A 13237-nucleotide genomic window follows, 5' to 3' on the forward strand; every position below is an offset into this window, starting at 1 on the left:
CTTCGTCGTCCTCGTGCTTGGCTTCGGCACCTTCGAGTGGATGGTGCGCACGGGGCGTATCCGCTCGCCCCGCGCCGCCCTGGTCTTCCCCATCCTCTGCTCGGTGGGCGGCGCCCTTCTCCTCACGCACTCTCACGCCTCGCTGAACATCAAGGCGGAGTACCTGATCGAAGTAACGCACGCGCCCCTGGGCGTGATCGCCATGCTGGTGGGCTGGGGGCGCTGGCTCGAGCTGCGCCTCCCGCCTGGAGAAACCGCGCTGCCCGGGCGAGTGTGGTCAGTCGGTCTTGCGATGGTCGGCGTGCTGCTGCTTCTCTACCGCGAGAGCTAGGCGGCCGCCGATAAGGGCCCATCTGCTTCGTTGGCGCCCTCGGCCGTGCGCTCAACGTAGCAGGGCTACGCCTCGCGCACGGCTCTCGGGCGCCGCCTCGCATCTGGACCCTTCTCGACGCCCTCCACCTCAGGCAAAACTTCAGACGACTTCTAGAAGCAGGCCTGTGAGATAGCGGGATTCGGGGACCGTCAGTAGGACGGGGTGGTCGCGGCTTTGGGAGAGCGTCCGGAGGACGCGGACGTTGACGCCCGCGTCGCCGGCGGCCTCGCGGCAGATCTCCTCGAAGAGCCCCGGCGTGATGTGGTGCGAGCAGGAGAAAGTCGCCAGCACGCCGCCGGGCTCGAGCAGCCTGAGACCCCGGATGTTGATCTCCTTGTAGCCGCGCGCCGCCGCCTCGATCGCGTCCTTCCGACGCGTGAAGGGCGGGGGATCGAGAACGACCACGCCGAAGCGCTCGCCTGCCGCCTCGAGAGCCCGCAGGAGGTCGAAGGCATTGCCCTCCCTCAGCTCCGCCCGGGCCGTCGCGCCGTTCAGCTCCAGATTCCGGCGCGCCAGCGCGAGCGCGTCGGCCGACGAGTCGAGCAGGAGCGCCTGGGTCGCGCCCGACCGAAGCGCGTGGCAGGCGAAGCCGCCCGAGAAGCAGAAGGCGTCGAGCACGCGGCGCCCGCCGGCATGCCGAGCTACGAGGGCGCGGTTCTCCGCCTGGTCGAGGTAGAGGCCGGTCTTGTGGCCCGCGCCGGGGGTGACGCCGAAGCGGCAGTCACCCTCGGTGACCACGAGCTCTTGCCCCGCTGGATCCCGGCGGGCGTCGAAGCCCTCGAGGCGAGCCGCCGTCGGCTCGTCGAGCCGGTGGATGCTGCCATTGGGAAACTGCCGCTCCAGGGCCGCGGTGATCAAGCCCTCCGCCTTGGACATCCCCAGCGTCAGGCACTGGACCACGCTCACGGGGCCGTAACGGTCCACCACGAGACCGGGCAGCCCGTCCGCCTCGCTCCAGCAGAGGCGATAGGCATCGGAGACCAGGCCTGCCGTCCGGCGGTACTCCCAGGCGGCCTCGAGTCGGCGCCTGAAGAACGAAGCGTCAATGGCCTCGTCACGCCGCGTGAGGAGGCGACAGCAGAGCGACGGGCGGGGATTGTAGAAGCCCTGGCCGAGGTAGCGGCCGCCGGCATCCAGCACCTCGACGGCTAGGCCGGCCTCGGAGAAGCCCTTGAGGTCGGCGACCTGCGTCCGGTAGATCCAGGGGTGGCCGGCGTTGACTCGATGCTCGGCGCCGCGCTTGAGAACGAGCCTGGCCATAGGCGTGCCGACGCCTCGAACGCCGCTACTGCTTCCGGAGGACGACGACCATCAGGAGCGGGTGGTGGGCCCGGTCGAGCTTGAGGTGGGGCTTGAAGCCGTAGAACCATTCGACCAGGTCAAAGCCTCCGGCCAATGCGACCAGCGCCCGGAGCTCCTGCGGAAAAACCATGCGGGAGGCGTGACGCTGGCGGTAGACGTGCCGGCGGCCGTCCTCGTGCGCCTCGAGCTCCATGTCCTCGTAGAAGGTCTGCGTCACCGGGTTGAGGTCCTTGAGGGCCTCGAACGTCGCGCGCACCGTCGCCCGCCCGCGCTGTCTCGTCCAGGACCAGCGCCGCGCCGGGTCGGTCCACGACGAGCACATGTAGCGGTCGAAGACGTAGAGTCCGCCCTTGCGGACGGCCTTGGCCACGCAGCGGAGGTGGGCCAGGATTGCCTCGTTCGTGAGCAGGTGCCCTTGCGAGTCCTGCATGCAGATGGCGGCGTCCACGGGGCGGGGCAGCGTGAAGCGGGTCATGTCCGCCACGTGGAGAGCTACGTCGAGGCCCTCCTCCGCCGCCCGCTCCCGGAGGAAGGCGATGTTCTCGGGCGACAGGTCAAGGCCCGACATGCGGTAGCCGCGCCGGCCGAGCCTGATCAGGTGCGGGCCCGTGCCGCAGGCGATGTCGAGCACGGTCTTCACGGGGCGCCTCGCATAGCGGCGGAAGCAGTGGGCGAGGAAGTCCACCTCCTGCTTCCGGTTCATGTCGAACGCGATCTCGTAGTAGCGCGGCGCCGAGTACCGGCCCTTCTGGCTCACGGCTTCATTTTCCCCACCAGGTGAGAATCGCCTCGCGGAGAATCCAGGAGGCGGTGATGCCCGTGCGCCCCGACGGGTCAAAGGCATGCGCCACTTCCATGAGGTCCGTGCCCACGACGGTGCAGGGCTCAAGGAGCCTGACGATCTCGACGAGCTCCCTGGCCGTGAGCCCGCACGGCTCGGGCGCGCCCGTGCCGGGCGCCTCCGATGGGTCGAGCACGTCCACGTCTATCGTGACGTAGAGCGGGTGCCGGCTGAGCTCGGGCAAGAGGCTTCGGACGGCCTCGACCGGGTGGATGGCGTGCGCCGGGTAGAGGTGCGGCGCTTTCCGCCGGTACTCCTCCCGGGCGCCCGTCCGCATGCCCACCTGGTAGACCCGCTCGGGCGCGACCACCTCCATGACCCTGGCCATGGCTGAGGCGTAGTTGTAGCGCTCACCGAGGAACTCCTCTCTCAAATCCGGATGGGCGTCCAGCTGAAGGATGCGGAGATCGGGGATGGCGGGCGCCAGCACCTCGATGACGGGCAACGTCGCCGTGTGGTCACCGCCCAGCATCACGGGCAGGAGGCCGGGCCGCCAGAAGCCGCGGACCTCCTCGCGGGCCCTGGCCAGCTGCTCCCGGGGACCGCCTCCGCCCAGCTCACAGTCGCCCAGGTCGGCCATATGGAGGTCCTCCAGATCCCGATCGAGGGCGGGCGAGTAGGTCTCGATGGAGTCCGAGGCGATCCTGAGATCCCGGGGGCCGTGGTCGGCGCCGGTGCGGAGGTTGACGGAGCCTTCGAACGGGATGCCGAAGAGGACGATGCGGGCGTCCGGGTAGGGCGCCCGGCACGCGATGAAGCGTGGGTCGGCTGGCGTCACGTGGGTAGCTCGCCTCGGACGGCGGGGCCCCAGCCCCGCGACGTCCTGCAGCTCGGACTGTCGGGTAGCTCGCCTCGGACGGCGGGGCCCCAGCCCCGCGACGTCCTGCAGCTCGCACCTCGCAAACTAGACGACGTCGTCGTCGGAGAGCAGCGTCACGGCAGCCAGGGCGCAGCCGGTGCGCTCGACGCGATGCTCCACGGCGCAGACCTTCATGTCGCGAATCGTCCAGCCGCGCACCGTGAAGGACTCCTTCAGCATATGGACGATGGCCCGCTCGGCCTCTTCCCGGGTGGCCTTGTCGTGGAACTCCATGATCACGCCGTTGGCCTTGGGATCGGTGGGGCGGGCCCAGCCGACAGCGGCGGCGACAACTTCGCCGGGCACTTCGCTGGTTATGGCGGCGTAGGCCGTGGGCACGATCGCGCCGGGCCGGAGCCTGGGCAGGTCCACAACCGTGGCCTCGGGCGGCAGGATCGAGGAGACCTTCACGAGGTTGATGTTGCCGATGCCCGCCGCCAGGAGGGCGTTGTCGAAGGCGTTGAGCGGGGTTGTACCCTCAGCGCTTCCGGACGTCGTGGCTGCCTTGGTCACCGGTTTCCAGCCCATTTCTCCTCCTCGCCTCCTTGGTTGAAGTGAAACGCCGCAGAATTTTTTTCTTCGCCCATGTTAGCGAGTCGGGAGTGGAACGCAAGAGAAAAGTGGCCTCCGGGCGGCTTCCGATCGCTCGGGCGGCGGCTCCACGGCGGCTCATCCCGCCGCTTGACGACTGCCGATCGGGCCCGCGGCGGGCGCCTCGGCCTCGCCGAGAGCCTCCGGAGAGGGCATTTTTTCCTTGCAATGCCAAAAGCATGGCCCTACATTCAGAAAAATCGCATTCGCGGGTTTTTCGCGAGCGAGAAACGAACGGAGAGGAGGGAGAGAGTGCAAGCACTGGGGCGACACCTGCTGCTCGAGCTGTTCGACTGCGACGCGGAAGCGCTCAACAGCCTTGAGACCGTGAAGGCGTCCATGGTGGAGGCGGCGAAGCGCGCCCAGGCCACCATCGTCGACGTCGTCTTTCACGAGTTCAACCCGTTCGGCATCAGCGGCGTTGTCGTTATCGCCGAGTCGCACCTCGCCATCCACACGTGGCCCGAGTACCGCTTCGCCGCGGTGGACATCTTCTCCTGCGGCGACGTGCTCCAGCCCCAGACGGCGGCCAACTACCTGGTCGAGCAGTTCGGGGCCGCCCGAGCCTCCGTCGTCGAGCTCCAGCGCGGCATCTTCCTCCAGGCCTCACCCATGCCCCACAAGCCGGCCGGCGCCAGGGCGGCCGGCGCCAGGGCGGCAGTCGCCAAGGTGCCAGGCGCCAAGGTGCCAGGCGCGAAGGTGTCAGTCTGAGGATGAGCGGTCCCCCGCAGTACAAGTGGTTCTTCGAGAGCACCACGCCGGTTGAAGGCCACATGCACGCCATCGCCCGCACCATCGCCACTCGCCAGACCAAGTTCCAGTTCATGGAGATCTTCGAGACCCATTCCTACGGCAAGGTCCTGGTCCTCGACGGCCGCATCCAGTCGAGCCAGCACGACGAGTTCATCTACCACGAGATCCTGGTCCAGCCGGGCCTCCTGGCACACCCAAAGCCGGTCCGCGCCATGGTCATCGGCGGGGGCGAGGGCGCCACGGTCAGGGAGATCCTGCGGCATCCGAGCATCACCGACTGCCTCATGGTGGACATCGACGGCGAGGTGGTCGAGGAGTGCAAGAAGCACCTGCCCGAGATGCACCAGGGCGCTTTCGAGGACTCGCGCACCCGGGTGCTCCACGAGGACGCCCGAGCCTACCTCGAGAAGACCAAGGAGCGCTTCGACCTGATCGTGGTGGATTTGCCGGAGCCGCTCGAGGAGGGCCCGGCCTGCCTGCTCTTCACGACCGAGTTCTACACCCTGGTCCGCGACCGGCTGACGGACAACGGGATCATGACCATGCAGGCGGGCATGACCAAGATCAACGAGCTGTTCTTCTACGGCGCAGTCAACCGGACCCTCCACGAGGTGTTCCCGGTCGTCGCGCCCTACCAGGGCTTCATCTCCTGCTTCGGGACTCCCTGGGGCTTCATCCTGGCCTCCAAGGGCACCGACCCGCGCAAGCAGACGGCTCGCGAAATCGACGGGCTGATTTCTTCGCGAATGAACCCCGATACTCTCGGCTACTGGAACGGGGCCGCGCACCTGCACTCATTCAACCTGCCCAAGTTCCTGACCAATGCCCTGGCCAAGAACGACCGGGTCATTACGGACAAGAACCCCCTGATCGTCAGCTGAGCAGCAAGCCAGCCCTCGTCCTCGCCTCTGCCTCGCCCCGCCGTCAGGATCTCCTCGCGGGGCTCGGCATCCCGTTCACCGTGCAGCCGAGCCGTGTCGCCGAGGTCCATCCGCCGGGGCCGGCGGCGGCGGCAGTGGCTGCCGTCGCGCTGGACAAGGCGCGCGCCGTCGCGCGCGAGTGGACGGGCGGCCCGGCGGTTGTCCTGGGTGCAGACACCGAGGTGGTCTTGGACGGCCGCTACCTGGGCAAGCCCCGCGATGCAGCCGACGCCGCCCGCATGCTCCGGGAGCTCAGCGGCCGCACCCACGAGGTTGTCACCGGCCTCGCCCTCGTCGACGCGCCGTCCGGCCGGGAGGAGACTCTCGCGGTGACGACGCGTGTGACCATGATCGACGCCAGCGCCGAGGAGATCGCGGCCTACGTGGCGACCGGCGAGCCGCTCGACAAGGCCGGCGCCTATGCGATCCAGGGACAGGGCGCCCGGCTCGTGGCCCGCGTGGACGGCTGCTTCACCAACGTGGTCGGCCTGCCGGTTGAGACGACGCGGCGGCTGTTGAAGCGGTGGGGGCTCGTCTAGCGGGCCGGCGGCTCTCCCGCAACCGTGGCCCGCTCGAGCGGGCCGGTGAGGAGCAGGGGAGACCACCGGAACCAGGGCAGCTTGACCGCGGCGGGCATCTCGGTGCGCTCGCGGGCCTGGCGAAGGCTGGCCTTGAGCATGTCTTGCGTGACCCGCCCACGGGGCAGATAGCTCTGCCGCGCGCCGGCCACGCGCAGTGCGAAGTCGCCGGGCTGGCCGATCACCGACGCCGGGAGGCCGGCGGCGAGCGTCTCCGCGGGGGTGTCGCTGACCCGGGCCACTGCGCGGAGGAGTGCCTTGGCCAGGGCGACGAGATCCTGCTCTCCAACTGCGGCGTCGGCACGGAGGAAAAGGGCCGCGTGGACCGTCTCGACACCGAGCCAGCGGGCGGCGTCGGATCGGGTTCGCAGATCGACAAGGATGGTGGCCACGTTCTCGTCTACCAAGCGGGTGACCCAGGGGTCGGCCATGACGGCGGCCGCCACCTCACCCTGCTCGAGCGCGCCGGCAAGCGCACGGTTGGAGAAGCTTCTGAGCGGCACATGGTGGATCTTGACCCCCCCCCGCGCGAGAATGGTTGCGAGCATCGCCTGCTCGGGCGTGCCGACGCCGGGCAGGCCCACGGGCTGGCCGCGCAGATCGCGAGGAGAGCGGACGGTCTCCTTGTGGCTCGGAGAAACGAGGATCGCGACAGGCGGCGCCGCCGTCAGGCCGATGAGCAGCGGCGGCAGGGCGCCCTTGACATGCCCCAGACGGTAGGCCGCGTCGAGCGAGGTGGCGGCGATATCGGCGCGGCCCCGCGCCACCGCCTGCGCGGCGTCGCTCTCCGAGCGCTCGGTCGTGAGCGTCACCTCGAGCTTCTCCTGGGCGAAGTAGCCCTCCGACTGGGCGACGTAGAGCGGCAGGTACTCTGGCGAGGTTGCCGGTCCCGCCACAGCGATCGTGATCGCGGCCCAGAGTCCCAAGCCCGCTGCCGTCATCAAGCCTCCCCGTGAGCCTGCGTCACCGTCTCCTGCGCGTCTATACAGCACTGCACGCCCGCTACGGCCCCCAGGACTGGTGGCCGGCCCGGAACCGCTTCGAAGTCGCCGTGGGTGCTGTCCTCACCCAGCATACCGCTTGGACCGGCGTCGAGCGGGCCATACACAATCTCCGCGCCGCGCGAAGGCTCGGGCCCCGTCGGCTGGCCCGGCTGGCGATGCCGCGGCTCGGGCGGCTCATCCGCCCAGCGGGGACTTGGCGCCTCAAGGCGCGGCGTCTCCGCGCGATCGCGGTCTTTTTCCTGGCGCGAGCCGGCGGGCGTCTCGACCGGCTGCGCGGGGCGCCTCTCGAGAGCCTGAGAGCCCAGCTCCTCGCGGTGCCTGGCATCGGCCCCGAGACGGCCGACGCCATCCTGCTCTACGCCCTGGGACGGCCGGTCTTCGTCGCCGACGCCTACACGCGCCGCGTGCTCTCGCGCCACCGGATGGTACCCGCCGACATCGGCTACGAGGAGCTCAGGCGCGTCGTCGAGGCGCGACTGCCCAGGGATCCGGCGCTCTTCAACGAGCTCCACGCGCTCCTGGTGGCCGTCGCCAAGTCTCACTGCCGCGCGCGGCCCCGATGCGAGGGCTGCCCGCTGCGCTTCGACCTCAGGGGGCGGCGACCTCGCGGATGAGCCGGGCCAGACGTTGGGCGGCGTCGGGGACGGCGAGCGCCCGAGCGCGCGCGCCCATCGCCTCGAGGGCCGCGCGATCCGCCAGGAGGCGTGTGAGCGTGTCCACGAGGCGCTGAGCCGTGAGATCGGCCTGCGGAAGGACCACGGCGCCCCCCGCGGCCTCCACGAGCCCGGCGTTGGCCGCCTGCTCGTCACCGCTCGCCCCCGGAAGCGGGATGAAGACGGCCGGCACGCCGAGATTGCAGCACTCAATGACCGTGCCCGCCCCGCTGCGCCCCACGAGCAGCGTCGCCGCCGCGTAGACGTCGCGGAGCTCGGCGCCGACATACGTTCTCACGGCGTAGCGCGGCCGGATCGCAGGCGGCAGGGCGCGGGCCCGGTCCTGGAGCCAGTAGCGATCGCCGGTCTCGGCGTTGTCGCCGCACTGGTGGAGGATCTGGCAGATCGCGAGAAGCCGCGGCAGCGCCTCGCCCACCACGCGGTTGATCCGGTGAGAGCCCTGGGCGCCGCCCGTGACATAGACGAGCGGCAAGGCCGCGTCGAAGCCGAAGTGCCCGAGCGCGGCCTCGCGGCTGCCTCCCAGGATTTCCTCTCTCACGGGATTGCCCGTCAGGACGACCCGGTCCCTCGGGAATCCGCTGCCCGACCCCTTCGATGACGGGGCGAAGGACAAGGCGATCCGGGCGGCGAAGCGTGCCGTTATGCGGTTGGCGAGGCCGGGGACGGCCGTCTGCTCGTGGATCACGATGGGGATGCCGAGAGCGCGGGCCGCGAGCGCGGGCGGCACGCTGACGAAGCCGCCCAAGGAGAAAAGAACCGCGGGTCTCAGGCTCCGCAGGAGCCTCCAGGACTGGACCAGGCCCGCGGGCACGCGCACAAGGAGATCGCTCGCGTTGCGGCGGTCCCAGTAGCGGCGGAGCTTGCCCGTCGAGATGGGATGGAAGGGCAGGCCCGCCTCGGGCACGCGCCGCGCCTCGACGCCCTCGTGGCTGCCAATCCAGTGGACGTCGGCGCCGTCCCGGACGAGCACCGCCGCCACCGCCAGCCCCGCGCTCGTGTGCCCGCCGGTGCCGCCGCCGGCGATGACGACGCGCACGCCGATCAGCAGCCCTGGCCCATCAGCAGCCCTGGCCCAAGGACGGGCTCGACGGCGGCGGGCCGCCCGAGGCGTCGCAGCGGGTGATGTTGCCGTCCGGCGTGGCGAAGAGGGAGACGGAGGGTCCCTTGGCATTGCCGCCGACGCCCGCGACGGAGACTTGGCCGACGGGTACGGACCCCGCGGCGCTCGTGCAGAGGTGTGCGACGGTGATCTGCCAGCGTCTGTCGGCGCTGAGGCCCGTCGGTCCGACCCCGGCGTTCCCGGTGACTTCGGCGAACGAGCACGAGCGGCCGGCCAAGTCCTTGGCTTGCGCGCAGTGGGCCAGCACCACCATGGTGCGGGTGAGGGGCCCCTGGGCGTCGGCGAGCCGCGCGCCCTGGTCCGGACGGACGCTTTTGCCCGGAAAGATCCCGCGTGAGCGGCCCGACGGTCGCCTGGAAATAGCCCCGGAGGATCACTCCCGTGAGAGCGCTGACGATCAGGAGAGAGATCAGAACGGAGATGAGGCCGAAGCCGCGCTGCATGCGCTCACCGGCGCTCGAGGGCGAGATCGATCAGGCGGGAGATCAGCTCGGTGTAGGAGATGCCCGAGGCCTCCCACAGCTTGGGGTAGGCGCTCGTTGCGGTGAAGCCGGGCAGGGTGTTGATCTCGTTGACGAGCACGCCCGCCTCCCCCTCGATGAAGAAGTCCACCCGCGCGAGCCCCGCGCAGTCGATGGCTTTGAACGCGCGGATCGCCAGCTCGCGCACCCGCGCCGTCACCTCGGGGGACAGGGGCGCCGGCACCTTGAAGGTCGTGCGGCCGGCACCGTACTTGGTCTCGTAGTCGTACCACTCGTGAGCAAAGCAGACTTGTCCCGGGACGGATGCCTGCGGCTGGTCATTGCCCAGCACGGCGACCTCGACCTCTCGCCCCTCCACGGCGCGCTCGACCAACACGCGGCGGCCGTGTCCGGCCGCGAGGGCCAGCGCGGCGGCCAGGTCCTCCTGCGCCTTGACCTTGCTGATGCCGACGCTCGAGCCGAGGTTGGCGGGTTTGACGAAGCAGGGGAATCCGATGGCCTCGGCGACGGCGCGCTCGACCGCGGCGGGATCGCGCCGCCATTCGTGGCGCTTCACGACGAGATAGTCCACGACCGGCAGACCATGGGCGCGGAACATGTCCTTCATTGCGGCCTTGTCCATGCCGATCGCGGAGGCGAGCACGGCCGCGCCCACGTACGGCAGCCCCGCCAGCTCGAGCAGGCCCTGGATCGTGCCGTCCTCGCCGCGGGGGCCGTGGAGCATGATCCAGACCACGTCGAGCCGTTCACGGAGGCCCGGCGGCAGGCCCTCGCTCGACTCGACGCGCTGGAGCGCCGTCGAGGACGCCGCGTCGCCCGCGCGGACCGCGAGCTCCTGCTTGACCGACGCATCCGCCCCGCCCTCGCCGAGCGCCTTGCCCGCGGCCTCCTGGGAGAGCGCCCGTAGCGGGTCGCCGCCCACGAGCCAGCGCCCCTCGCGCGTGATGCCGATCGGCACCGGCTCGAAGCGCTCGCGGTCCATGGCGGTCATCACGGACGCCGCGCCGGCGAGCGACACCTCGTGCTCGCCCGATTCGCCGCCGAAGACCACGCCCACGCGGAGCTTCTTCGCCATCGCCTTACTCTAAACCTGCCGGGGCCTGCGCGTGAACTCCTTGAAGCGCACGGTGAGCGGCCCCAGGAGCGCCACGGCGCCGAGGAGCCCGAAGCCCCAGATCCACTTGGACTCGGCCGAGGCGCCCCAGCGCGGCGCCCAGTCGAGCACGAGTCCCACGGCCCATGGTGACAGCGCGCCGGCCGTGAAGCCTACCGTGGACTGGAGCGCCATGGTTCGCCCGAGATAGGTGGACTCGGCCGCATCGGCGATGCCCGTCGAGACGATGGCCGACTCGGACGTGATGAGCACGCCGTAGAGGAGCCCGAGCGCGACGAGGGCGGGGAAGGGCCAGGCGAGGCCCCAGCCGATCGCGAACGAGCACGCCGCCGAGAGCAGCATGAGCACGCTGATGGGCCGCGCGCGGCCGAAGCGATCGGAGACCAGGCCCGTGAAGGGATGGGGCAGGGCGCCGATGGCCAGCACGGCCGAGGCCGCGAGCGCGGCCCGCTGGTTGGCCTCGGCCAGGGCCGTTCCGGAGGCGACGAGGCTCGCGGTGAAGAAGGGGACGATCCAGCCGCGCATGCCCATGAGCTCGAAGGCGTGCGCACCGTAGGCCGTGATGAGCCGCATGGCGGGGCGGTTCTTGAGCACCGGGCCCAGCCGGTCCTTGTTGATGCTGGCGGCGCCTGGGTTGATGCTGGCGGCGCCTGGCTTCGCGGCCTCCGGGACGTGCTTGGGCGCAGCCGCCATCCCGCGCGGCAGGACGAGCCAGCCGATCAGCCCTGCCAGGAGCGGCCCCGCCGCCGTCAGCGTGAAGGCCCAGCGCCAGCCCCACTGCCCATTGGCCCAGCCCGTCAGCAGGAGCGACACGGATGTGCCAAGGGTGAAGCTGCCGATGTAGCAGCCCATGGCGAAGCCGCGCCGGCCTGAGGCGAAGCGCTCGGCGACCATCCGCATGCCCGGCATGTACGTGCCGGCGAGCCCGAACCCGACGGCGCCGCGCAGGAGGATGGCCGAGAGGAACCCCTGCGCCCAGAACGCGAAGGCCAGGCTGGCCGCGGCCGTCCAGAACGCGCTCGAGAGATAGATGCGGCGCGGCGGCATGTAGTCGGTCAGGGTCGCGAGGATCATGACCGCGCCGATATAGCCGAACTGGTAGAAGGAGACGATCAGCCCTGCCTCGCTGTTGCTGAGCCCCCAGTCCTCCTGGAGGATGGGCAGGAGCGCCGAGAAGTTGGAGAAGACCAGCAGTGTCCCGAGCTCTGAGGCGCAGATGGCGGCGAGCCAGGCGCGGTCGCTGTAGGCAACCCGGCCGCGGGCGCTCACCGGAGGCCCTGGTGCTCCCGCCACTTCCTCCACGCCTCGAGGCGCGCTGCCAACTCCTTCTCGAGCCCGCGATCCACGGGGCGGTAGTAGACGCGGCCGCGCAGGGCCTCGGGAAGATGCTCCTGGCTCACGCGCGCCTCCGCTGCGTCGTGCGCGTACTGGTAGCCCTTGCCGTATCCCTGGTTCGCCATGAGCCCGGTCGGGGCGTTGCGGAGGTGGAGCGGCACGGGCTCGGCGGGCTTGTCCTGGATGTCCTGGCGGACCTGGTTCCACGCGGCGTAGACCGCGTTCGACTTGGGCGCGAGCGCCAGGTAGCAGGCCGCCTGCGCCAGCGCGAGGTCGCCCTCAGGCGAGCCCAGGAAGTGATAGGCCTCCTTGGCGTCGAGCGCCAGGCGCAGCGCCTGCGGGTCCGCGTTGCCCACGTCCTCGGAGGCGAAGCGCACGAGGCGCCGCGCGACGTAGAGCGCGTCCTCGCCGGCCTCCAGCATGCGCCCGAGCCAGTAGAGCGCGCCGTCGGGGTCGGAGTCGCGCAGCGACTTGTGCAGGGCGGAGATCAGGTTGTAATGCTCCTCGCCCGACTTGTCGTAGAGGAGCGCCTTCTTCTGGACGGCGTCGCGGATCGCGCCCTCCGTCACCGCGCCCGCGTGGAGCGTCACCGCCAGCTCGAGGATATTCAGCGCGCCTCGCGCGTCGCCGTCCGAGAGGCGCGCGATCAGCTTCAGCGCGTCCTGCTCGGCGGCGGCGGACGTCCCGCCGAGCCCGCGCTCGGGATCGCGCAGCGCGCGCTCGAGGATGGCGACGATGTCGTCCTCCGACAGCGGCTGGAGCACGTAGACGCGGCAGCGTGAGAGGAGCGCGGCGTTGACCTCGAAGGACGGATTCTCCGTGGTGGCGCCGATGAGGATGAGCGTGCCCTTCTCGACGTGGGGCAGGAAGGCGTCCTGCTGGCTCTTGTTGAAGCGGTGGATCTCGTCCACGAAGAGGATAGTGCGCTTGCCGCCGCGCGCCCGGTCCGCCTCCGCCTCGGCCACGACCTGGCGGATCTCCTTGACGCCGGCCAGCACCGCCGAGAAGCGCACGAAGCGCGCGCCCGCGACGTGCGCCATGAGCGACGCAAGCGTCGTCTTGCCGGTGCCCGGCGGGCCCCAGAGGATCATGGAGTGAAGCTGCCCCTCTTCGAGGGCCCGGCGGAGGACCTTGTCCGGGCCGATCAGGTGCTGCTGGCCCACGACCTCGTCGAGGGTGCGCGGCCGGATACGATCCGCGAGCGGAGCGGGAGCGGCGGGCGGGGTGGACGGCGGGGGATCGAAGAGATCCACGGCGGAATTATACGCCCGCAGTTCGAGCCGAGACGCCC

Annotated in this window: 15 protein-coding genes; 5 read left to right on the top strand and 10 right to left on the bottom strand. The window is 70.5% G+C overall.

Going from position 1 to position 13237, the window contains the following annotated elements; genetic code table 11:
* Positions 1-331, top strand: a 331-nt coding sequence (locus VGV06_12100) for a copper resistance protein (GenBank protein HEV2055899.1), incomplete at its 5' end; no start/stop codon positions are given.
* A gap of 141 nt (positions 332-472) precedes the next feature.
* On the opposite strand, the gene VGV06_12105 is transcribed toward VGV06_12100, so the two are convergent.
* The 4 genes from VGV06_12105 to VGV06_12120 form a co-directional block, all read right to left on the bottom strand.
* Positions 473-1633, bottom strand: a complete 1161-nt coding sequence (locus tag VGV06_12105) for a class I SAM-dependent rRNA methyltransferase (GenBank protein HEV2055900.1) — start codon at positions 1631-1633, stop codon at positions 473-475.
* A gap of 25 nt (positions 1634-1658) precedes the next feature.
* A complete protein-coding gene (locus tag VGV06_12110) occupies positions 1659-2432 on the bottom strand; it encodes a class I SAM-dependent methyltransferase (protein ID HEV2055901.1) in 774 nt (257 codons plus the stop codon).
* 4 nt (positions 2433-2436) lie between these two features.
* Positions 2437-3294, bottom strand: a complete 858-nt coding sequence (speB, locus tag VGV06_12115) for an agmatinase (GenBank protein HEV2055902.1) — start codon at positions 3292-3294, stop codon at positions 2437-2439.
* A 126-nt stretch (positions 3295-3420) separates the two neighbouring features.
* Positions 3421-3903 carry an arginine decarboxylase, pyruvoyl-dependent gene (locus VGV06_12120; GenBank protein ID HEV2055903.1) on the bottom strand — a complete coding sequence of 161 codons (483 nt, stop codon included), beginning with the start codon at positions 3901-3903 and terminating at the stop codon, positions 3421-3423.
* 315 nt (positions 3904-4218) lie between these two features.
* Between VGV06_12120 and speD the strand changes: the two genes are divergently transcribed.
* The 3 genes from speD to VGV06_12135 are packed head-to-tail and all read left to right on the top strand — an operon-like array spanning position 4219 to position 6178.
* Complete coding sequence (gene speD / locus VGV06_12125; GenBank protein HEV2055904.1) at positions 4219-4677, top strand: adenosylmethionine decarboxylase; 459 nt, start codon at positions 4219-4221, stop codon at positions 4675-4677.
* A 2-nt stretch (positions 4678-4679) separates the two neighbouring features.
* Positions 4680-5600 (top strand): polyamine aminopropyltransferase, encoded by a 921-nt coding sequence (gene speE, locus VGV06_12130; protein HEV2055905.1) that lies wholly within the window; start codon positions 4680-4682, stop codon positions 5598-5600.
* The gene (locus tag VGV06_12135; GenBank protein HEV2055906.1) at positions 5597-6178 is read left to right on the top strand and encodes a Maf family protein; all 582 of its coding nucleotides are present in this window, start codon (positions 5597-5599) and stop codon (positions 6176-6178) included. The genes speE and VGV06_12135 overlap by 4 nt, the downstream gene beginning before the upstream one ends.
* On the opposite strand, the gene VGV06_12140 is transcribed toward VGV06_12135, so the two are convergent.
* Positions 6175-7158: an ABC transporter substrate-binding protein gene (locus VGV06_12140; protein ID HEV2055907.1), complete on the bottom strand. Its 984-nt coding sequence runs from the start codon at positions 7156-7158 to the stop codon at positions 6175-6177. The two genes, VGV06_12135 and VGV06_12140, sit on opposite strands and share 4 nt — an antisense overlap.
* Positions 7159-7169: 11 nt before the next feature.
* On the opposite strand from VGV06_12140, the gene VGV06_12145 reads away from it, so the two are divergent.
* Positions 7170-7835: a hypothetical protein gene (locus tag VGV06_12145; protein ID HEV2055908.1), complete on the top strand. Its 666-nt coding sequence runs from the start codon at positions 7170-7172 to the stop codon at positions 7833-7835.
* On the opposite strand, the gene murG is transcribed toward VGV06_12145, so the two are convergent.
* From murG to VGV06_12170, 5 genes are all read right to left on the bottom strand, one after another.
* Complete coding sequence (gene murG / locus VGV06_12150; GenBank protein HEV2055909.1) at positions 7810-8931, bottom strand: undecaprenyldiphospho-muramoylpentapeptide beta-N-acetylglucosaminyltransferase; 1122 nt, start codon at positions 8929-8931, stop codon at positions 7810-7812. The two genes, VGV06_12145 and murG, sit on opposite strands and share 26 nt — an antisense overlap.
* Before the next feature lie 22 nt (positions 8932-8953).
* Positions 8954-9268, bottom strand: coding sequence for a hypothetical protein (locus VGV06_12155; GenBank protein HEV2055910.1), 315 nt, complete (start codon positions 9266-9268; stop codon positions 8954-8956).
* A gap of 194 nt (positions 9269-9462) precedes the next feature.
* The gene (locus tag VGV06_12160; protein ID HEV2055911.1) at positions 9463-10572 is read right to left on the bottom strand and encodes a D-alanine--D-alanine ligase family protein; all 1110 of its coding nucleotides are present in this window, start codon (positions 10570-10572) and stop codon (positions 9463-9465) included.
* 9 nt (positions 10573-10581) lie between these two features.
* Positions 10582-11880, bottom strand: a complete 1299-nt coding sequence (locus tag VGV06_12165) for an MFS transporter (protein HEV2055912.1) — start codon at positions 11878-11880, stop codon at positions 10582-10584.
* Entirely contained in the window at positions 11877-13199 is a 1323-nt protein-coding gene (locus VGV06_12170) for a replication-associated recombination protein A (protein ID HEV2055913.1), read from the bottom strand. The genes VGV06_12165 and VGV06_12170 overlap by 4 nt, the downstream gene beginning before the upstream one ends.
* Positions 13200-13237 lie beyond the last annotated feature (38 nt).

This window comes from Candidatus Methylomirabilota bacterium (assembly GCA_035936835.1).
Lineage (GTDB): Bacteria > Methylomirabilota > Methylomirabilia > Rokubacteriales > CSP1-6 > AR37.